Genomic DNA, 20048 nt, shown 5'->3' on the forward strand with positions numbered 1-20048 from the left:
GAGCTAAGGCGTGGAGCCATGAGTCACCGCACGAGGGGCCCGGGATCACCCGGCGGCGTACACGTCCTCGACGTAACGCCCGTCCGCCACAAGGGAGTCGAGCCAGCGGACGGCGTCGGCCTCCTCGGCACCGGGAACGCGCTCCCGGTACAGGGTACGGAAGGCCTCCCGTACACCGGGGGCCATCCGGGAGCCGTCGCCGCAGACGTACACCCGGGCCCCGGAGTTCAGCAGGTCCCAGACCTCGTCCGCCTCGGCCGCGATGCGGTGCTGGACGAAGAGGGCGCCGTTCTCGGGGGCCGCGCTGAAGGCGGGGCGCAGCGAGACGGCTCCGGCGGCCTCGGCGGCGCGCAGTTCGTCGGCGTGGAGGTAGTCGGCGTCGGGGGCGTCGCAGCCGAAGTAGAGGAACGCGGCGGGCAGTTCGGCGCCCTGGGCGCGGGCGGCCGCACGGTCCGCCACCGCTCCCCGGAAGGGGGCGAGGCCGGTTCCGGCACCGATCATCACGACCGGGGCCGAGCCGTCGATGCGGAACACCTCGCGGCAGGGCTGGACGCGGGCGTACACCGTGTCGCCGGGCTTGAGGGAGGCCAGGTGGTTCGAACCGGTTCCCCGGTAGCGGCCGTTGCCCGAGCGGGCGGGGGCGTCGAGCACGGAGACCATGAGGTCGGCGTGGTGCGGGTCGGCCGCCGGGGAGGAGGAGACGGAGTAGTGGCGCGGCCGCAGCGGGGTCAGCAGGTCGAGCAGCAGGGGCCAGCCGAGGGCGCCGCGCAGGGCGGGGTGGTCCTCGATGATCTCCAGCAGCGTGCGCGGGTCGTCGCCGGGCAGGGCGGCGAGGGCGGCGCGCTCGGGCGGGCAGGGGTTGGCCCCGGCGAGCAGGTCGAGCTGGCGGCGGTTCGGCTTCTCCTGCAACTCGACGTGTTGGGTGAGGAGTTCGCGTACCGTCACCGGCCGGTCGATGGCGAGGCCGTCGCGGCGCGGGCGGGTGGCGCGGATGTCGAGGATCGCCCCGGGGTCGACGCCGAGGGCGGCGACGGCGCGGTCCACGAGGTCCGGGTCGTTCGCGGGCAGCACGGTCAGATGGTCGGCGGTGCGGTAGGTGACGCCCTCGGGGAGAGCGACGCGCAGGAACCGCTTGACGCGCGGGTGGCCGGGCGCGGTGAGGTCGTGGGCCTCGGTGACGGTCATCGGGACCAGGCCGTGGCGTTCGGCGGCGGCGTCGAGGGGACCGCCGGTCAGGGCGCGGACCTCGTAGGCGGCCTCGGGCTCGTCGGTGGTGGCGGAGCCGATGGCGTCGGGGTCGCCGTACTCCTGGAGCAGGGCGGTGCGCAGGCCCGCGGTGAAGTCGCGGACGGTGCCGGTGAGGTCGCCGGAGGCGTCGGCGGCGGCGCGCTCGGTGAGGCGGGTGGCGCCGAGTTCGGCCAGGCGGGTGTCGATCCGGGTGGGGACGTGCTGGTAGGTGGCGGCCCAGTTGCGGTCGCCGACGCCGAGGACGGCGTAGGTGACGCCGGTCAGGTCGTGCTCGCCGTCGAGCCAGGCGTGGAAGGCGGTGGCGTCGTCGGTGGGGCGGCCGTTGTAGGAGGCGGCGGTGATGACGACGGGCCGGTCGGTGGGCAGGCCGTCGGCGTAGGCGTCCAGCGGGGCGACCTCGGTGGCACAGCCGACGGCGGCGGCCTCGTCCGCGAGCTGGGCGGCGAACTCGCGGCAGGTGCCGTAGTTGCTGCCGTGCAGGAACAGCGCGGCGGTACCGGGGCGGACGCGGGCCGGGAGGGTGTCGGTGGCGCTGTCCTGGGCGGCCGCGGCCGGGGCGGCACCGGGGAGCTGCGCGTGGGCGCGGTCGGCGGGGGTGCGCGGGGTCAGGGCGAGCGTGAAGCCCTCGGGCTTGAGGGTCAGCGTCTCCTTGATGTCGAGCGTGTAGTCGGCGTGGTCGTGCAGCCGGTAGCGGTGGACCAGCATGGCGAGCAGCATGGTGGCCTCGTGCAGCGCGAACTGCCGTCCGATGCAGGCGCGTTCGCCGGTACCGAAGGGCTTGAAGGCGTGCACCGGGCGGGCCGCCTCGGCCTCGGCGGTGAACCGCTCGGGGTCGAACAGCTCGGGGTTGTCGCCCCACACGTCCTGCCGGTGCAGCATCGGCACGAGCACGCTGACGGCCTGCCCGGCGCGCAGCGGTATGCGGCCGCCGAGCAGGGTGTCCTCGCGGGCCTCGCGGCTGAAGGCGGCGGCGGTGGGCCACAGCCGCAGCGCCTCGTTGAGCACCTGGCGGGTGTAGGTGAGCCAGCCGACCTCGTCGTACGTCGGCTCGGGGTCGGCGGTGTCGCCCCACAGGGCGTCGGCCTCGCGCTGGACGAGCCGGAGCGCGGTGGGGTGCTTGGCCAGGTAGTAGAGGGCGAAGGACATCGCGCCGGAGGTGGTCTCGTGTCCGGCGATCAGGAAGGTGATGACCTGGTTGCGGATGTTCGCGGTGTCGAGTGTGGTGCCGTCGGCGGGGTGCCGCGCGGTGAGCATCAGGCCGAGGAGGTCCTGGGCGTCGCTCTGGTCGGTGCCGGTGCGGGCGGCGATCACCTCGTCGACGACGCCCGCGAGGTAGTCGGCGTCCGCCTTGAAGGCCGCGTCGACCGCCGCGTAGTCGCCGCCCGGGACACGGGCGAGGCGGGTCATGCTCCACTCCAGGCAGCGCACCATCGCCTCGACGAAGGGGTGCGGCTCGTCCCGGTCGAAGGAGCCGAAGTCGTAGTCGAACCCAGCCAGGCCGATGGTGTCGAGCGTCATCCGGGTCATGTCGTCCGGGACGTTCACCGGGCGGCCGGCACCGGCGGAGCGGTCCCAGGACTCGATCAGCCGACGGGCGACCTTGAGCATCACCGGGTGGTAGGCGCGCATGGAGCCGAGCGCGAAGGCGGGCATGAGGATGTCGTGGGCCTTGGCCCAGTTCGGCTCGTCGTTGTAGGCGGTGAACAGGCCGTCCGCGGCGAAGGCGCGCACGTTCTCCAGCGCGGGCCCGATGTGCTTGGCGAACCGGTCCTCGTCGGCCAGCTCGGCGACGAGGTCGGCGTCGGCGACGAACAGCGCGTCCCGCCCGTGCAGCCGGCGCACCAGCGCCGGGCCGTGCTCGCGCATCAGGCCCATGACCTGCTGGATGGGGGTGCGGCCGGGACCGGTGGCGGTGATGTCCACGACGGGGACGCCGGGGTCGGTGGGCTCGGGAAGCGGTGCGGTGGGGGGCATGGCGCGGCAACTGCCTTTCGCGGGGCGGGAGTCCTGCGTTCCAGACTGGCCTCCCGGCGGCCCGGACCCGCGCCAGGGCACTACATGATCGTGTAGCCGAAAGTCATCGGAAGGACTTGCGCGAAGTGCGCTTCTGAGGCCCGTAAGTTGCCGCTGACCTGTGCTTTCGTCTTGGATGGGACTGGCTTTGCACAGCGGGAGGCACCGGATGGACCTGGGGCGGACGGACGGCGTGGTGTGGCGCAACCGCGCCCTCACCCTCTTCGACCGGGTGCCGCTACCCGTCGCCGTCTGCGATGTGTACGGCACGGTGATGCTGGCGAACCCGGCGATGGCGGCCGAGTGCGGTACGACCCCGGGGCAGCTGCGCGGCCGGGACGTGCTGAGCGTGTTCCGGCCCCGCGAGGCCGGTCAGGTGGAGCGGATCGCCGAGGCGCTGCGGCTGCGGCACCGCTCACGGTACGAGGTCGCGGTGAGCTGGAGCACACCGGGCGGCGCGGAGCGGTTCGGCGAGCTGACGGCGGACCCGGTGAGCGACAGTGTGGACGCGACCCCGGCGCTCCTCGTCATGCTGCGGGTGCGCGGGGAGCGGGGCGCCAGGCGGGGCCCGGAGCCCGCGCGGGTCACGGAGACCGAGGGCCGGGTGCTCGCCCTGCTGGCCGGGGGCGCCACGACGGACCGCGCCGCCCGCGAGCTGGCCCTCAGCCGGGACGGCGTCGCCTACCATCTGCGCCGCCTGTCGGCCCGCTGGAACGCGGCCAACCGCACGGAGCTGATCGCCCGCGCCTACGCGCTGGGGGTGCTGGTGCCGGGGGTGTGGCCGCCGGAGGCGCGGGGAGCGGGTGCGGAGTAGGGCTCGGTGCCCACGAAAACCGTTGGCCCCTCCCCCACTCCCTACATATGCTCACCCTGCACCTAGACCCCCTAGGTTCCCCGAGCCGCACCCGAAGGACCCCTCATGCGACCGCTCACCGAGCAGGACATCCGCGCCTCGTTCGTCAACTGCTCCAAGGGCGAGGCCAAACGGCTGACGGTCCCGCGCGATCTGGCCGAACGCCCCTGGGACGACCTCGACTTCCTCGGCTGGCGCGATCCCGGGGCGCCCGACCGCAGCTATCTGGTGGTGGAGCGGGCGGGCGGCCTCACCGGGGTGGCCCTGCGCTTCCCGCCCGCGCGCCACGGCTTCCTGCACCGCAGCATGTGCTCGGTGTGCCTGACGACCCATCGCGGCGGCGGGGTCTCCCTGATGACGGCCCGCAAGGCGGGCGCGGCCGGGCGCGAGGGCAACTCGATCGGCGTGTACATGTGCGCGGACCTGGCGTGTTCCCTGTACGTGCGCGGCCGGAAGGTGCCCGACTCCGGCACCCGCTTCGAGGAGAGCCTCACCGTCCAGGAGCAGATCGACCGGGCCAACGCCAACCTGGCGGCGTTCGTGGACAAGCTGTGTACGTGAGTCACCTACGTCACACGAACGGTCCTCTTTCGGCCCCGTTCACCGCCCGCCCGGAACGGGAACAGGGCAAGGGATGCCAGACGTACGGAAGTGGACAGCCGAGCTGCGGCGCCTGATCGCGCGCCGCCGCGAACCGGTGGTCGTGCAGACGCTGCGGTCGGCCTTCGCGGCGACGATCGCCTACGTCATCGCGCTCCGGCTCAGCCCCGAGCCCGCCCCGCTGACCTCGCCCCTGACCGCGCTGCTGGTCGTCCAGGTCACGTTCTACGCGACGCTCACCAACGGCATCCGCCGGGTGAACGCGGTGGTCGCGGGGGTCGTGGTCGCCATCATCTTCAGCCTGCTCGTCGGGCTGACCTGGTGGAGTCTGGCCCTGCTGATCGTGTCCGCGCTGACGGTGGGCCACCTGGTGCGCGTGCACGAGTACGTGGTCGAGGTGGCGATCAGCGCCATGCTGGTGCTCGGGGTCACCACCGTCGGCTTCACGGCGTGGGCGCGGATCGTGGAGACGCTGATCGGCGCCATCACGGGCATGGCCTGCAATCTGCTGCTGCCGCCGCCGGTGTGGGTGGACGAGGCGGGCCGCTCGATCGACGGTCTGGCCCGCCGGGTACGGCAGTTGATGCTCCGGATGGGTGAGGAGGCCGCGGGCGCCGTCCCCTGGCAGCAGGCGGCCGAGCGGCTGCACGAGGCCCGCCGCATGGACCACGAGATCGTCGAGGTGGACGCCTCGCTCAGGCAGGCCGAGGACAGTCTGCGGCTCAACCCGCGCGTCAAGGAGGGGCTCCTGCACCGGGTGGTGCTGCGCACCGGCCTGGACACTCTGGAGATCTGCACCGTCGTCCTGCGCGTGATGGCCCGCTCCTTCACCGACCTGGCGAAGGCGCGGGGCGGCCGGGAGCTGTTCCCGCCGCCGATCGGGGCGACCGTGCAGCAGGTGCTGTCCGAGATCGCGGACGCGGTGGTGAGCTTCGCGGTGCTGGTCACCACCGACCTCAGCGCGAACGCCGAGTCGGCGGAGGCCCGGCTCACGGCCGAGCTGCACACGGCGGCCGCCACCCGCGACCGGCTCGCGGAACAGATCAAGCGGGAGATCGGCTCGGACTGGGCCAACTGGCAGCTGATGGGCGCGGTGCTTGCCGAGGTGAGCCGCATCATCGACGAGATGGACACCGAGCACCGCAGCCGCCGCCTCCTGGAAGAGCTGGACCGGGTGTCCCGGCAGCAGCGGGCGCGGCTGCCCCGGATGAACCGCCTGCGCGAACGGCTCGGCGTCCAGGAGGACTTGTGGCGCAATCGCACGGGAGCCGGGCGCTGATGCCTCCGCCCGGCCGGCCCGCCTTGCTTTCCCGGGTCGCGCCGCGCCAAGGTGGCCGTGACGTACGGGGCTGAGCGGACCGAGGGGCGGCTGAGGGCACGGATGTACGGCAGGGACGACGCCGGGTACAGGAACGCGGGCCCACGGCCACGCGGCGGCTGGAACAGGCGCCGGTTCGTCGGCGCCCTGGCAGGCGCGGCGGCCGTGGTGGCGGTGCCCTCCCCGGCACCTCCGCCGGAGCCCCGCGCGGACGGCACGCCACCGCACGGCACTCCGCCGGACGGCACTCCGGCAGGCGCCGGGAATCCGGCCCCGGAGAGCCGCCCAACACACCCCGCCGCCACCGGCCCCCGCCCCCTCTACCTCGGCACCTACACCTCGGGCGAGAACGGCGGCAAGGGCATCGGCAGGGCGTCGTACGACCCGGCGACCGGCACGGTCACCGGTGCGGGCGTCCTGGCGGAGGTCCCCGACCCGTCGTATCTGGCCGTGCACCCGGACGGCCGCACGCTGTACGCGGTGGACGAGCGCGAGGACGGCGCGGTGACCGCCGTACGGCTCGCGGACGGCACGGTTCTCGGCAGCCGGAGCACGGGCGGTTCGGCCCCCTGCCATGTGTCGGTGCATCCGGGCGGACGCTGGCTGCTGAGCGCGAACTACGGCTCGGGCAGCGTCGCCGTGCACCCGCTGGACGCCTCGGGCGCCCCCGGTGAGCGCACCGCGCTGGTCACCCACTCGGCCCCGCCCCCGGGTCCGGGTCAACAGGGCCCGCACGCGCACCAGTTCCTCACCGCCCCGGACGGGAAGCACGTCCTCGCGGTCGATCTCGGCACCGACACGGTCTACACGTACCGCCTCGACACCACGCACGGCACGCTCGCCGAGGTGTCCCGGGCGGCGGCCCGGCCCGGCGCGGGGCCGCGCCATCTGACCTTCCACCCGGGCGGCCGGTACGCCTATCTGGCCAACGAGGTGGACGACACGGTGGCCGTCTGCGCGTACGACCTCGAGAGCGGCCGTCTGACGATCGGCGACCCGCAGCCCACCGGCTCACGGGCCGGGGTGACCAACTATCCGGCCCAGTTCGTGGTGAGCGCCGACGGCGCGCACGCGTTCCTCGCCAACCGGGGTGACAACAGCATCGCCCGGTACGCCGTCGAGGCCGACGGCGCCCGGCTGCGACTGCTCGGCACCGTGCCGGTGGAGGGGGACTTCCCGCGCCAGATCGCGCTGTCCCCGGACGGCCGCCTGCTGTTCGCGGCGAACCAGCGCTCCGGCACGGTCGGCGTGTTCCACGTGGACGGCGGGGAACTGCGGCTCGCGGGCGAGCCGTTCGCGTCACCCGTCGCCGTCTGCGCGGTGCCGCTGTAGGGCGCGCGGGCAGGCGGCGGCCGCCTGGGTGAGCAGGGCGTGCATCCGCTCGGTGAGCTGCGAGACGTCGTCGGCGGGCGTGTGGAACGCCAGGCGTACGTCGCCGTGGGCGCGGCTGCGCTCGATGCGCAGGGTGAGTCCGTGCCGGTCCACGGCGACGGGGGCGACCCGGGTCGCGGCGTGCAGGCTCTCGGGCCGCACCAGGCGGGTCAGCCGCTCCACCGCGTCCGGGTGGGAGTCGGCCAGATGGGTGAGCAACTGGGCCTCGGCGAGGGCCAGCGGGTCGGGCCGGGCGGCGGCGAACTCCTCCAGGCCGACGACCTGGGCGCCGGAGGGCAGCCGGAGGACCACGCGGGTGGGCCGGAAGTGCAGCGCACCGCTGCCCTGCGAGAGCCAGCCGGCGATCCAGAGCCGGGCCCGGATGCGCTGGCGCACCGGCACCGGGGCCACGTCGGCGAACTCCAGTACGGCGCTGGGCTCACCGCGCGGCGCACAGAGGGCCGCCGTGTGCAGGGCGCTGTCCTCGGGCACGTCGAGGAGCACCCCGCCGTCCTCGGTCACGGAGTGCGCGCCGACGTACTCCTCCCGGGCGCCCTCGGCGGTCACCGCGCACGACCACGCGGCCGCGAGGACCGACCTCGCCCGCTCCGCCGCTCCGGGTCCGGCCGCCCAGTCCTGCGTGTCACCCATCCCGAGTCCTCCTTAGGTAAGCCTTGCCTAACTTATCGAAGATCCGGGCGCGCGCCAACCACGCCGCGCCGAACGGGTGACGAGAGAGTTCCCGGGGAAACGCCAACGGGCCGCCGTCCCACAGGACTTCGGCGGCCGTGCGGGGACTGCGAACTGGCCGCGGGTGCTACGGAATGACCGCGGGGGCTACGAGATGACGCCCAGCAGCGCCCGCGCGCACAGCTCGCGGACCTCGTCGCGGTCCGGGGTGCCCTCGCGCAGCCACTCCAGGCAGACGGCGGTGGTGAACGCCAGCCAGCCGCGCACCGCGAGCCGGGCGGGCGCCGCCTCCTCGAAGCCGGGCCCGAACTCCGGGTCGGCGGCGAGCGCGGCGAGGATCTGCCGCTCCTGGGCGGCGAGGGCCCGCTGATAGACCCGGCGTACGGCCTGGTCACCGGCCGCGTCGGCGCGATGGAAGGCGCGGAAGCCGTGGGCGTGGGTCTCGACGTAGGTCAGATAGGTGTCCAGACCGGCGGCGAGCTGCTCGCGTACCGGAACCCCGGGCACGGGCGCGGTCATGCGCAGCATCCGCTCGCTCTCGCGCTCGACGACCGCCGCGAAGAAGTCCCGCTTGTTCGGGAAGTAGTGGTAGAGCAGCCCGCGCGAGACCCCGGCGATCTCGGCGACGCGCTCGATCCACACGTCGTCGTAGGGGCTCTCGGAGAACAGCCGGGCGCCGACCGAGAGCAACTGCTCGCGGCGCTCCTCGGTGCTGAGTCTGCGCCGGGCGCGTTCCCCCTCGTTCGCGGCCATGCGGCCACCTTACTTGACGCCGGTTCAACAAGCGGACCAGACTGAACCGGCTATTGAACTCGCGTACAACACGCACGGATCGCAGGCACAACCGTCCGCTGGATCAAGGGAGATCACGCCATGGCGGAGACGACGGAGAGCGGGCTGCCGAAGGGTTTCCGCAGCGCCGAGCACGGCTGGCCGGAGCTGGGCCGCATCCCGCACCCTTCACGCCGGCTGCCGCTGGTCGGTGACGTGGTGGGCGTGGACCGGCGCCGCCCGCTCCAGGACTCGATGCGCTTCGGGCGGGAGCTGGGACCGATCTTCCGGCGGCGGGCGTTCGGCAGGGAGTTCGTGTTCGTGTGGGGCGCGAAGCTCGCCGCCGATCTCGCTGACGAGTCGCGCTTCGCCAAGCACGTCGGCCTCGGGGTCGCCAATCTGCGGCCGGTCGTCGGGGACGGCCTGTTCACGGCGTACAACCACGAGTCCAACTGGCAGCTCGCGCACGACGTCCTGGCCCCCGGCTTCAGCCGCGAGGCGATGGAGACCTACCACGGGATGATGCTGTCGGTCGCCGCGCGGCTGACCGCGCACTGGGACGGCGAGCTGGCGGCCGGGCGCACCGTGGACGTGCCCGGGGACATGACCAAGCTGACCCTGGAGACCATCGCGCGCACCGGCTTCGGGCACGACTTCGGCTCCTTCGAGCGGGACCGGCCGCACCCCTTCGTCCGGGCGATGATCGGCACCCTCACCTACGCCCAGCGCCTGAACAGCGTGCCAGGACCGCTGGCCCCGCTGCTGCTGCGCACCGCCGCCCGGCGCAACGCGGCCGACATCGCCCACCTCAACCGCACGGTGGACGCGCTGGTGGCCGCGCGGCGCGGCTCCGGCGGCGGTGGCAGTGGCGGCTCCGGCGGTGGCACCGGTGACCTCCTCGACCGGATGCTGGAGACCGCCCACCCCGTCACCGGGGAACGGCTCTCGGCGGAGAACGTCCGCAAGCAGGTCATCACCTTCCTGGTCGCGGGCCACGAGACGACCTCCGGCGCGCTCTCCTTCGCCCTGTACTACCTCGCCCGGCACCCGGAGATCGCCGCCCGCGCCCGCGCCGAGGTGGACCGCGTCTGGGGCGACACACCGGAGCCGGGCTACGACCAGGTCGCCAAGCTGCGGTACATGCGCCGGGTCCTGGACGAGTCGCTCCGGCTGTGGCCGACCGCGCCCGCCTACGCCCGGGAGGCCACGCGGGACACCGTGCTCGCCGGGGAGCACCCGATGCGCCGGGGCGCGTGGGCGCTGGTCCTGCTGCCGCTGCTGCACCGCGACCCCGAGGTGTGGGGCGAGGACGCCGGGCGCTTCGACCCGGACCGCTTCGACGCCAAGGCGGTACGCGGCCGGGCGCCGCACACCTTCAAGCCGTTCGGCACCGGCGCGCGGGCCTGCATCGGCCGCCAGTTCGCGCTGCACGAGGCGACACTCGTGCTCGGCCTGCTGCTGCGCCGCTACGAGCTGCGGGCCGACCCCGGCTACCGGCTGGAGGTCACCGAGCGGCTGACGCTGATGCCGGAGGGGCTGCGGCTGGGGCTGGAGCGGCGGGGGCCGGTCGCGGCGGGCGTCTCGGCGGGACGTGCGGAGGGGGCGGGTTCCGACTCCGGGTCCGCCGCGTCGGGGGCGGGTTCCGGGTCCAAGTCCGCCCCGTCCGGGGCCGGTTCAGTCGGCGGTTGCCCAGTGCACCGGGCGGACCAGTGACCCCGGCAGCCGCGTACCCGGGCCGCCCTTGGCCGCGTTGACCTGCGGCTGGGTGACGAAGAGGGCGCCGGTGAGGTCGGCGTCGGTGAGATCGGCGTCACGCAGGTCGGCGCCTATCAGGTCCGCGCCCCGGAGATCGGCGCCGGTGAGGTCGGCCGCTATCAGACAGGCACCGCGCAGACTGACCCCGCGCAGATCGGCGTCCTTGAGACGGGCGCCGACCAGATCGGCACCCCGGCGGTCCCTGCCCTTCTTCCGGCCGACCCCGCGCCGGGCCGACTCGCTGACCTGAAGCAGGAGTTGGGCCACCTCGTGCCAGTGGGCGTCGAGGTCCAGCGCGACCAGCTCCTCGGCCTCCCGCCCGGCCAACTCCTCGGTCCGCTCCCGTGCTTGCCGCAGCTCGGGGTGGAACGGCCGGGCGGCGTCCAGTTCCAGTGCCTCGGCGAGGTACCAGAGCAGTTCGTGCAGACGGCGGACCACGGGGAACACGTCGAACATCAGCCGGGCCCCGGCCCGTTCGCCCCCGCGCCAGTCCCGGCCGCCGAAGGTGACCTGGGAGACCCGCTGGCCCGCGCCGAAGCAGTCGTAGACCGTGCAGCCGGTGAAGCCCCGCTCGCGCAGGCCGGTGTGGATGCCGCAGCGGTGGTCGCCGCGCAGGTTGGGGCAGGGCTTCCCGGCGGGCTTGTCCAGGGCGAAGCCGGAGGAGGCGGCGAACGGCAGCGCGACACAGCACAGGGCGAAGCAGCGCGTGCAGTCGGCGCGCAGGGCGGAACGGTCGCTCATACGTTCGCGATCGGGCATGGAGGCCAGCCTAGCGACCTCTGACCTGCGGGCTTCTGTTTTTCGGGGGCGCTGCCGGGCTAGGCTGCGGATGTCCGCCTGCCGAGTGGGAGCCGAGCCCCGAGGAGCCGCGATGCGTGTCGCCCTGTTCCTGACCTGTGTCAACGACACGCTCTATCCGGACACCGGCCGTGCCGTGGTGCGGCTGCTGGCCAGACTGGGTGTCGACGTGGACTTCCCCATGGCGCAGACCTGTTGCGGCCAGGCGCACTACAACACCGGCTACCGGCACGAGACGGAGCCGCTGGCCCGGCACTACGCCGAGGTCTTCGGGGAGTACGACGCGATCGTGACCCCCTCCGGCTCCTGCGCGGCGATGGTCCGCGAGCTGTATCCACGCCTGGGTGAACGGGCGAGCGCCGAGGGGCGCGGCGACGGTCTTACGGCCACGCTGGCCCCGGTGATCCCGAAGACGTACGAGCTGACCGAGTTCCTGGTGGACGTGCTGGGGGTGACCGACGTGGGCGCCTGGTACCCGCACACCGTCACCTACCACCCCACCTGTCACGGCCTGCGCTCCCTCGGCCTCGGCGACCGGCCGCGCAGGCTTCTCCAGGCCGTCAAGGGGCTGGAGTTGATCGAGCTGCCGGGCGCCGACGAGTGCTGCGGGTTCGGCGGCACCTTCTCGGTGAAGAACGCGGACGTGTCGGCGGCGATGGGCGCGGACAAGGTGCGCAACGCCGAGTCGACCGGCGCCGAGGTGCTGTGCGCGGCCGACAACTCCTGTCTGATGCACCTCGGCGGCACGCTGAGCCGGTCGGGTTCGGAGCTGCGGCCGGTGCACATCGCGGAGATCCTGGCGAGCACGGAGGAGGACCCGGCCGTATGAACGCGACGCCCATCGGAATGCCCGCCTTCCCGGAGGCGGCACGGGAAGCGCTCAACAACCGCACCCTGCGCGGAAATCTGCGCCACGCCACCCACACCATCCGCGCCAAGCGGGCCAGAGCCGTCGCGGAGGTGTCCGACTGGGCGGAGCTGCGCGAGGCGGGCAAGCGGATCAAGGACCACACGCTGGCCCATCTCGACCGGTATCTGGAGCAGTTGGAGGAGACGGTCACGGCGGCGGGCGGCTCCGTCCACTGGGCGGCGGACGCGGCCGAGGCCAACCGGATCGTCACCGAACTCGTGCGCGCCACAGGCGAGTCGGAGGTCGTGAAGGTCAAGTCGATGGCCACGCAGGAGATCGAGCTCAACGAGGCGCTGGAGGCTGCGGGCATCCGCGCCTACGAGACCGACCTGGCCGAACTGATCGTGCAGTTGGGCGAGGACCGCCCCTCGCACATCCTGGTCCCGGCCATCCATCGCAACCGGGGCGAGATCCGCGACATCTTCCGCACGAGGATGGCGAGTTGGGGCCGTTCCGCGCCCGAGGGCCTGTCCGACGACCCCGCCGAGCTGGCGGAGGCGGCCCGGCTCCATCTGCGGGAGAAGTTCCTGCGGGCCAAGGTGGGCATCTCCGGCGCCAACTTCATGGTCGCGGAGACCGGCACCCTCGTGGTCGTGGAGTCCGAGGGCAACGGCCGGATGTGCCTGACCCTGCCCGAGACGCTGATCTCGGTCGTGGGCATCGAGAAGGTCGTCCCGACCTGGCGCGACCTGGAGGTGTTCCTGCAGCTCCTCCCCCGCTCCTCCACCGCCGAGCGCATGAACCCGTACACCAGCATGTGGACCGGCACCACCGACGGCGACGGCCCGCGCGCCTTCCATCTGGTCCTGCTGGACAACGGCCGCACCGACGCCCTCGCCGACGAGGTGGGCCGCCAGGCGCTGCGCTGCATCCGCTGCTCGGCCTGCCTCAACGTGTGCCCGGTGTACGAGCGCGCGGGCGGCCACGCCTACGGCTCGGTCTACCCCGGCCCCATCGGCGCCGTCCTCAGCCCCCAACTCCGGGGCACCACAAGCGAGATCGACGCCTCCCTGCCGTACGCGTCCTCGCTGTGCGGGGCCTGCTACGAGGTGTGCCCGGTCGCCATCGACATCCCCGAGGTGCTGGTGCGGCTGCGCGAGCGGGTCGTCGAGGGCGGCCCGGCGGTACGCGACGGCAACCGGGTGCTGCTCAAGCCCGCCAAGGGGCACGCGGCCGAGCGGGCCGCCATGCGCGCGGCGGGCTGGGCACTGGCCCGGCCCGGTGTCCTGCGGACCGGGCAGCGGCTGGCCTCCCGCACCCGCGGCTTCCGCCCGCGCACCCTGCCCGGACCCGGCCTGGCCTGGACGGCGACCCGCGATCTGCCGGCCGTACCGGCCGAACCCTTCCGGGACTGGTGGCTGCGCACGCGCGGCGGAAAGGACGACGCCCGATGAGCTCCAGGGACCGGGTCCTCGGCCGGGTGCGCCGCGCGCTGGCGGACGTACCCCGCGACGACACCCCCTACGACCGCGCGATCCCCCGCCCCTATCTGCGCGAGCACGGCGAGCGCACCGCCGAGGAGACCGTCGAGCTGCTGGCGGAGAACCTGGCGGACTACCGGGCCGTCGTGCACCGCTGCACGGAGGACGAACTGCCGTCCCTCATCGGCCGGTTGCTGACCGAGCGGGGCTCCCGGTCCGTGCTCGTGCCGGACGGGCTGCCGCCGGAGTGGCTGTCCGCCGCCGACGCGACCCGTGTCGCCGACCGGGCCGCGAGCACCCCGCACGAACTGGACACGGTGGACAGCGTGGTCACCGGCTGCGCGGTCGCCGTCGCGGAGACCGGCACGATCGTGCTGGACGGCGGGCCGGGGCAGGGCCGTCGCCGGATCACCCTGATCCCCGACCACCACATCTGCGTCGTCCGCGTCCCCTCACAGGTCGTGGCGTCCGTGCCACAGGCCCTCGAACGCCTCTCCCCCACCCGCCCGTCCACCTGGATCTCCGGCCCCTCGGCCACCAGCGACATCGAACTGGACCGGGTGGAGGGCGTGCACGGGCCGCGCACACTGGAGGTCGTCCTGGCCGGGGTCATCCCTTCGGTCGGCGGGGCCGGGCGGCCGGAGGGGAGCGCGGCTAGCGTGGGGGAATGATCCGGTTCGAGCAGGTCACCAAGCGCTACCCGGACGGTACGACGGCCGTGGACGGGCTGTCGTTCGAGGTGGCCGAGGGCGAACTGGTCACGCTCGTCGGCCCGTCCGGCTGCGGCAAGACGACGACCATGATGATGGTGAACCGGCTCATCGAGCCCACCTCGGGGCGGATCACGGTGGGCGGCGAGGACATCGCCCGCGTGGACCCCGTTCGACTGCGCCGCCGTATCGGCTACGTCATCCAGCAGGTCGGTCTCTTCCCGCACCGCACCGTCCTCGACAACACCGCGACCGTGCCCACCCTGCTCGGCTGGAAGCGGGCCCGCGCCCGCGCCCGCGCCGCCGAACTCCTCGACCTGGTCGGGCTCGACCCCAAGACGTACGGCTCCCGCTACCCGGAGCAGCTCTCCGGCGGCCAGCGGCAGCGGGTCGGGGTGGCGCGGGCGCTCGCGGCCGATCCGCCGGTGCTGCTCATGGACGAGCCGTTCGGCGCGGTGGACCCGGTGGTGCGCGAGCAGTTGCAGGACGAGTTCCTGCGGATGCAGGCCGCGGTGCGCAAGACGGTGCTCCTGGTCACCCACGACATCGAGGAGGCCGTACGGCTCGGGGACCGGATCGCGGTGTACGGGGAGGGCCGGATCGAGCAGTTCGACACGCCCGGCACGGTCCTGGGCGCGCCCGCCACCTCGTACGTCGCCGGGTTCGTCGGCGCCGACCGGGGTCTGAAGCGGCTGTCGGTCACCGAGATCGAGCCCGACGACCTCGAACAGCCGCAGGTGGCCCGCCCCGACGAGCCCGCCGAACGCGCCCTGGCCCGGCTGCGTGCCGAGGGGGCGCGCTGGGCGGTGGTCCTGGACGCGGACGGGAATCTGCACGGCTGGGTGGGCATCGACGAGCTGACGGCCGGAGGCACGGTCGGCGCCCTCGCCCACCGGATGACCGCATGGGTGCCGGTGGGCGCGCCGCTGAAGCAGGCGTTCGGCGTGATGCTCCAGTACGACGCCGGGTGGGTCGCGGTGCTCGACGGGGCGCGGTTCCTGGGCGTGCTGACCCCGGCCAAGCTGCACGAGGCGCTGCGGCGGTCGGTGGACGCGGACGCGCTGGGGGTGGCGCGGGGGCAGGTGCGGTTCGATTCGGTGGCGGATGCGTGAGAGGTGTTCCGGCGGGCGCGGGCGGTCACTTGAGCAGGCCCTTGCCCTTGAGGTAGGTGCGGGCCACGTCGGCGGGCAGCCGCCGCCAGCTGTCCACCTGCCGGTTCATGTCGGCGAGGTCCTGCGTGGTGAGGACGTCGTTGAGCTGGTCCAGAGCCTTGGCGACGCGGGGGCTGCCCGCGCGGGCGCGGTTGACGACCGGGACGATGTAGTCGGCGTTCTGGAGGTGCTTGTCGTCGGCGAGCAGGACCAGGCCGAAGGAGTCCAGGGTGGCGTCCGTGGTGGTGGTCAGCACCATCTGGTCGTGGCCGGACTGCACCGCGCGCTTGGCCTGTGTGGTGCCGACACCCTTGGGATCGACGCCGGTGATGTGGATTCCATACACCTTCTTCAGCCCGGGTGCGCAGTATGGGCGCCGCACACACTCGTCCCCGGCGGCCAGGCGCACCTTCAGTCCGGAGGCGCCGAGGTCGCTGAGGGTCTTGAGGTGGTGTTCGCGGGCGTAGGAGGCGCGTACGGCGAAGGCGTTCTGGTCCACGGCGCGGCCCGGCGGGAGGACGGTGAGTCCGCGCGGGGCGGCGAGGGCGCGCAGGGACTTCATGGTGGCGTCGAGGTCGGGCGATCCGGCCGGGGGCGCGTCGGCGCCGTGCTTCTTGGCGTTGAGCCAGTCCGCGAGGGTGGCGGCGTACTCGGGCACGACGTCGATCTGGCCCGACTCCAGGGCGGGTTCGTACAGTTCGCGGTTGGCGACGGTGAGCATCGAGGTCGTGTACCCGGCGTGGTCGAGCAGTTGGGCGTACATCTGGGCGAGCAGATCGCTCTCGGTGAAGCCCGCCGAGCCGATGGTGAGGTGGTGGCTGTCCCCGGGCGAGGCGGTGACCTGGCTGCGGTTCTCCAGGGAGGGCCCGGAGGCGCAGCCCGCGAGCGCACACAGCAGGACCGTGGCGGCCGCCGCCGTACGGAATCTCATCGCCCGGCCCGGGACCGGGCGGGCGCCAGCCGCTCCACGACCTCGAACACGGCCTCCACGAGCAGCGCGAACCCGGCCACGAGCACGGCCCCCGCGACCACCTGCGGGGTGCTGGCCAGGTTGAATCCCGCGGTGATGATCCGGCCGAGCCCGCCGCCGCCCGCGAGCGCGGCGATGGTGGCGGTGGCGACGAGCTGCACGGCGGCGATCCGCACCCCGTTGAGGATCATCGGCAGCGCGAGGGGCAGCTCCGCCCGCACGAGGACCTGCCGCCCGGTCATCCCCATGCCCTTCGCCGCCTGGACCACGCCCCGGTCGACCTCGCGCATCCCGACGTAGGCGTTGGTGAGCAGCGGCGGTACGGCGAACAGCACCAGCGCGACCACGGTGGGGCCCTCGCCCCACTTGCCGACCGGGGTCAGCAGGAGCAGCACCAGGACCGCGAAGGTGGGGACGGCCCGGCCGACGTTGGAGATGTTGACGGCGAGCGCGCCGCCCTTGCCGATGTGACCGAGGACGAGCGCGACGGGCAGCGCGATCAGACAGCTGACGACGAGGCAGACGACGGTGAGGACGAGGTGCTGGATCAGCCGGTGCCACACCCCGTCCTCGCCGCTCCAGTGCGCGGGGTCGGCGAGCCAGTCCCAGGTGGCGGCGAGGGTGTTCACGCGGGGCACTCCCCGCCGCCCGCCGACCTCACGCCCGCCCCTTGCGCACCCAGGGCGTGATCAGCCACTGCACGCCGAGCAGCAGTAGGTCGGCCGCGACGGCGATGAGCACGCACAGCACGGACGCGGTGAGCACCTGCGCCTTGAAGAAGGTGTTCATCCCGGAGTAGATGAGATTCCCGAGCCCCCCGAACCCGACGATCGCCCCCACCGTGACCAGCGAGACCGCCGACACGGTCGCGATCCGCAGCCCGGCCATCGCGGCGGGCAGAGCGAGCGGCAATTCCACGGTCAGCAGCAGCCGTACAGGCCCGTACCCCAGCCCCCGCGCCGCCTCCCGCGTCTCCTCCGGCACGGCCCGCAGCCCGGCCAGGATGTTCCGCACCAGCAGAGTCAGCGAGTACAGCACCAGCCCGGCCACGACGAGCGTCGCCGAGAGTCCGTACACGGGCAGCAGCAGGGAGAACATCGCCAGCGAGGGAATCGTGTACAGCACCGTCGTCACGGCGAGCACGGGCCCGGCCGCCCACCCCCACCTACGCGCCACCACGGCCAACGGCACGGCGATCACCAGCCCGATCACCACGGACAACACCGTCAGCTCAAGATGCTGCACGACCGCGTCGACCAGAATCTGCCGCCGACTGCTCAGATAGGCACCACAGATCCACTCGTTACGCGCGAGACAGTCGTCGGGGGGCGCGGTCACCTGTCCATTGGAGCGGGTGGGGTGGTGGGGGGCGCGTCGGAGTGGGCCGGACGGGGGGCGTGGCGGCGGCCGAGCGGTTCCGCCGCAACACGGCTCCGGTCCGGTGCGCCATGCCTCCGGTCCGCCGTACCACGCCTCCGGCCCGGCGGGGACGCCCCGACAAGCGCGCCGTTCCTACGGGCGCTGCCAGGGCCTTCCCCGCGTGACCGGTGCTCAGCCGGCCGAGATCCCCGTGCCGGACGGCGCGGCCGTCTTGCGGGGCGTGCCCGCGACGACCAGGAGGCCGCCGAGCATCACGGCGTTCTTCAGGAACTGGGTGCGCTGGGCCTTGCGCTGGGCGGGGTCCTCGACGGTCCAGAAGGCGTGACCGGCGTAGGTGGTCGGGATCAGCGATCCGGCCAGCGCGAGGGCGGAGGTGCGCGGGAAGAGGCCGATGGCCAGGGCCGCGCCGGCGCCGGCCTGGACGGCGCCGTTGACGCGTACGAGCAGTTCGTCGTCCTTGGGGAGCGGGACGACCTTGCGGATCTGCTCCAGCGTCGGACCGGCGAGCTTGGCCAGTCCGGCGGGCTCACGCACGGCGCCGGAACCGAACACCGCGAAGCTTCCGCCGAGCAGCGCGCCGCCGAGTCTACCGAGGATGTTCATGCCACTCACTTTCCCTAGGGGTACGGATGTTCATGCTACGCAGCGCCCTTCGCCGGAGGGCCCGGTGCCGCCCGCGTCCCTCACCCGACGAGGATTCCAGTGGAGATATAGCCTCGAATGAGGGGTAATCGGCACGAAGGGGATAGTCGTGAGCGATCAGGGACTGTTCGAGGACGACGCCGAGATCCGACGGCAGGAGCGGGCGGCCGCCGACCAGCCGCTGGAGCCACGGGTGGGCCCGGTGCCGAAGGGGCCGCCGGTCTCGAAGCCGTACACGCACCCGGCGGCGGGCTGGGGCGCGGCCAAGGCCGTCACCGAGGTCCTGATCGACGAGCGCGAGGTCGTGCTGGGCTCGCTCGAGATGCTGAAGATGAACCAGGAGGACAGCGGCGGCTTCGACTGTCCGGGCTGCGCGTGGCCCGACACCAAGGGCCTGGCGCTGGACCTGTGCGAGAACGGCATCAAGCACACCACCTGGGAGATGACACGCAAGCGGGTCACCCGCGAGTTCTTCGCGAGCCACTCCGTCACGTCGCTGTTCGACTGGAACGACCACGACCTGGAGGCCGAGGGCAGGCTGACCGAGCCGATGGTCTACGACCCGAAGACCGACCATTACGTGCCGATCGGCTGGGCGGACGCCTTCAAGCTGTTCGGCGACAGCGTCCGGGCCCTGGAGAGCCCGGACCAGGCCGCGTACTACACCTCGGGACGGCTGGGCAACGAGGCGTCCTTCCTCTACCAGCTCATGGCGCGCGAGCTGGGCACCAACAACCAGCCGGACTGCGCCAACATGTGCACGGAGGCAGGCAGCCGCGCGATGCTCGCCTCGCTCGGCACCGGCAAGGGCACCGTCGACCTCAAGGACTGGGAGGCCACGGACGCCGTCTTCGTGGTCGGCATCAACGCCGCGTCCAACGCGCCCCGCATGCTCACCCCGCTGGCGCAGCTCTACCGCAAGGGCAAGAAGGTCGTCCACATCAACCCGCAGGTGGAGGCGGGCGCCACCCGTACGATCATCCCGCACGAGATCCTGGCGATGGCGACCTTCCACGCCACCCCGACCAGCAACCTCAACATCCAGCCGCGCTCCGCGGGCGACATGGCGCTGATGCGCGGTATCGCCAAGGCCACCCTGGAGCGGGCCGAGAGCGACGAGCACGCGATCGACCGGCAGTTCCTGGAGCGCCACACGGAGGGGTTCGAGGCGTACCGCAGGGTGGTCGAGGCGACCTCCTGGGACGAGATCGTCCACCAGTCGGGCGTGGCCAAGGAGGACATCCTCAAGGCCGCCGCGATCTACCGCGAGGCCGACCGGTCGATCATCACCTGGGGACTCGGCGTCAACCAGCACGAGCACGCCGTCGACACCATCCGCGAGATCGTCAACGTCCTGCTGCTGCGCGGCAACCTAGGCCGCGAGGGCGCGGGCGCCGCGCCCAACCGGGGCCACAGCAACGTGCAGGGCAACCGCACCTGCGGCATC

Annotated in this window: 18 protein-coding genes; 10 read left to right on the forward strand and 8 right to left on the reverse strand. The window is 73.1% G+C overall.

Features of this window, described 5'->3' with window-relative positions:
• Window positions 1–45: 45 nt before the first annotated feature.
• A complete protein-coding gene (locus GTW40_RS16840) occupies window positions 46–3222 on the reverse strand; it encodes a cytochrome P450 (RefSeq protein WP_161181015.1) in 3177 nt (1058 codons plus the stop codon).
• Window positions 3223–3430: 208 nt separating this feature from the next.
• Between GTW40_RS16840 and GTW40_RS16845 the strand changes: the two genes are divergently transcribed.
• The 4 genes from GTW40_RS16845 to GTW40_RS16860 all read left to right on the forward strand — a co-directional run bounded on the left by GTW40_RS16845 (window position 3431) and on the right by GTW40_RS16860 (window position 7364).
• The gene (locus GTW40_RS16845) at window positions 3431–4075 is read left to right on the forward strand and encodes a PAS domain-containing protein (protein WP_161181016.1); all 645 of its coding nucleotides are present in this window, start codon (window positions 3431–3433) and stop codon (window positions 4073–4075) included.
• 105 nt (window positions 4076–4180) lie between these two features.
• A complete protein-coding gene (locus GTW40_RS16850; RefSeq protein WP_161181017.1) occupies window positions 4181–4675 on the forward strand; it encodes an FBP domain-containing protein in 495 nt (164 codons plus the stop codon).
• 73 nt (window positions 4676–4748) lie between these two features.
• Window positions 4749–5993 carry an aromatic acid exporter family protein gene (locus tag GTW40_RS16855; protein WP_202485993.1) on the forward strand — a complete coding sequence of 415 codons (1245 nt, stop codon included), beginning with the start codon at window positions 4749–4751 and terminating at the stop codon, window positions 5991–5993.
• Between the two features lie 102 nt (window positions 5994–6095).
• Entirely contained in the window at window positions 6096–7364 is a 1269-nt protein-coding gene (locus GTW40_RS16860; RefSeq protein WP_202485999.1) for a lactonase family protein, read from the forward strand.
• On the opposite strand, the gene GTW40_RS16865 is transcribed toward GTW40_RS16860, so the two are convergent.
• Together GTW40_RS16865 and GTW40_RS16870 are read right to left on the reverse strand one after the other, a co-directional pair.
• Window positions 7332–8054 (reverse strand): DUF2470 domain-containing protein, encoded by a 723-nt coding sequence (locus tag GTW40_RS16865; RefSeq protein WP_161181018.1) that lies wholly within the window; start codon window positions 8052–8054, stop codon window positions 7332–7334. The genes GTW40_RS16860 and GTW40_RS16865 overlap by 33 nt on opposite strands.
• 186 nt (window positions 8055–8240) lie before the next feature.
• The gene (locus GTW40_RS16870; RefSeq protein ID WP_161181019.1) at window positions 8241–8846 is read right to left on the reverse strand and encodes a TetR/AcrR family transcriptional regulator; all 606 of its coding nucleotides are present in this window, start codon (window positions 8844–8846) and stop codon (window positions 8241–8243) included.
• Between the two features lie 120 nt (window positions 8847–8966).
• On the opposite strand from GTW40_RS16870, the gene GTW40_RS16875 reads away from it, so the two are divergent.
• On the forward strand, window positions 8967–10577 hold the full coding sequence (locus tag GTW40_RS16875; protein ID WP_161181020.1) for a cytochrome P450: 1611 nt from the start codon (window positions 8967–8969) through the stop codon (window positions 10575–10577).
• On the opposite strand, the gene GTW40_RS16880 is transcribed toward GTW40_RS16875, so the two are convergent.
• The gene (locus GTW40_RS16880; protein WP_161181021.1) at window positions 10539–11378 is read right to left on the reverse strand and encodes a pentapeptide repeat-containing protein; all 840 of its coding nucleotides are present in this window, start codon (window positions 11376–11378) and stop codon (window positions 10539–10541) included. The genes GTW40_RS16875 and GTW40_RS16880 overlap by 39 nt on opposite strands.
• A 112-nt stretch (window positions 11379–11490) precedes the next feature.
• Between GTW40_RS16880 and GTW40_RS16885 the strand changes: the two genes are divergently transcribed.
• The 4 genes from GTW40_RS16885 to GTW40_RS16900 are packed head-to-tail and all read left to right on the forward strand — an operon-like array spanning window position 11491 to window position 15570.
• Entirely contained in the window at window positions 11491–12246 is a 756-nt protein-coding gene (locus GTW40_RS16885; RefSeq protein ID WP_161181022.1) for a (Fe-S)-binding protein, read from the forward strand.
• Window positions 12243–13721, forward strand: a complete 1479-nt coding sequence (locus GTW40_RS16890) for a LutB/LldF family L-lactate oxidation iron-sulfur protein (RefSeq protein WP_161181023.1) — start codon at window positions 12243–12245, stop codon at window positions 13719–13721. The genes GTW40_RS16885 and GTW40_RS16890 overlap by 4 nt, the downstream gene beginning before the upstream one ends.
• Window positions 13718–14419, forward strand: a complete 702-nt coding sequence (locus GTW40_RS16895; protein WP_161181024.1) for a lactate utilization protein C — start codon at window positions 13718–13720, stop codon at window positions 14417–14419. Before GTW40_RS16890 ends, GTW40_RS16895 begins: the two co-directional genes overlap by 4 nt.
• Window positions 14416–15570 (forward strand): betaine/proline/choline family ABC transporter ATP-binding protein, encoded by a 1155-nt coding sequence (locus GTW40_RS16900; protein ID WP_161181025.1) that lies wholly within the window; start codon window positions 14416–14418, stop codon window positions 15568–15570. Before GTW40_RS16895 ends, GTW40_RS16900 begins: the two co-directional genes overlap by 4 nt.
• A gap of 25 nt (window positions 15571–15595) precedes the next feature.
• Here GTW40_RS16900 and GTW40_RS16905 read toward each other — a convergent pair whose 3' ends face one another.
• From GTW40_RS16905 to GTW40_RS16920, 4 genes are all read right to left on the reverse strand, one after another.
• On the reverse strand, window positions 15596–16540 hold the full coding sequence (locus GTW40_RS16905; protein ID WP_161181026.1) for an ABC transporter substrate-binding protein: 945 nt from the start codon (window positions 16538–16540) through the stop codon (window positions 15596–15598).
• Entirely contained in the window at window positions 16537–17208 is a 672-nt protein-coding gene (locus GTW40_RS16910) for an ABC transporter permease (RefSeq protein WP_161181027.1), read from the reverse strand. The genes GTW40_RS16905 and GTW40_RS16910 overlap by 4 nt, the downstream gene beginning before the upstream one ends.
• Window positions 17209–17236: 28 nt before the next feature.
• Window positions 17237–17917, reverse strand: coding sequence for an ABC transporter permease (locus tag GTW40_RS16915; RefSeq protein WP_161181028.1), 681 nt, complete (start codon window positions 17915–17917; stop codon window positions 17237–17239).
• 213 nt (window positions 17918–18130) lie between these two features.
• Window positions 18131–18562 carry a DoxX family membrane protein gene (locus GTW40_RS16920; protein WP_161181029.1) on the reverse strand — a complete coding sequence of 144 codons (432 nt, stop codon included), beginning with the start codon at window positions 18560–18562 and terminating at the stop codon, window positions 18131–18133.
• Window positions 18563–18746: 184 nt separating this feature from the next.
• On the opposite strand from GTW40_RS16920, the gene GTW40_RS16925 reads away from it, so the two are divergent.
• Window positions 18747–20048, forward strand: a 1302-nt coding sequence (locus tag GTW40_RS16925) for a molybdopterin-dependent oxidoreductase (RefSeq protein ID WP_343245723.1), incomplete at its 3' end; no start/stop codon positions are given.

Origin of the sequence: Streptomyces sp. SID4985 (assembly GCF_009863025.1) — a bacterium.
Classification (GTDB): domain Bacteria; phylum Actinomycetota; class Actinomycetes; order Streptomycetales; family Streptomycetaceae; genus Streptomyces.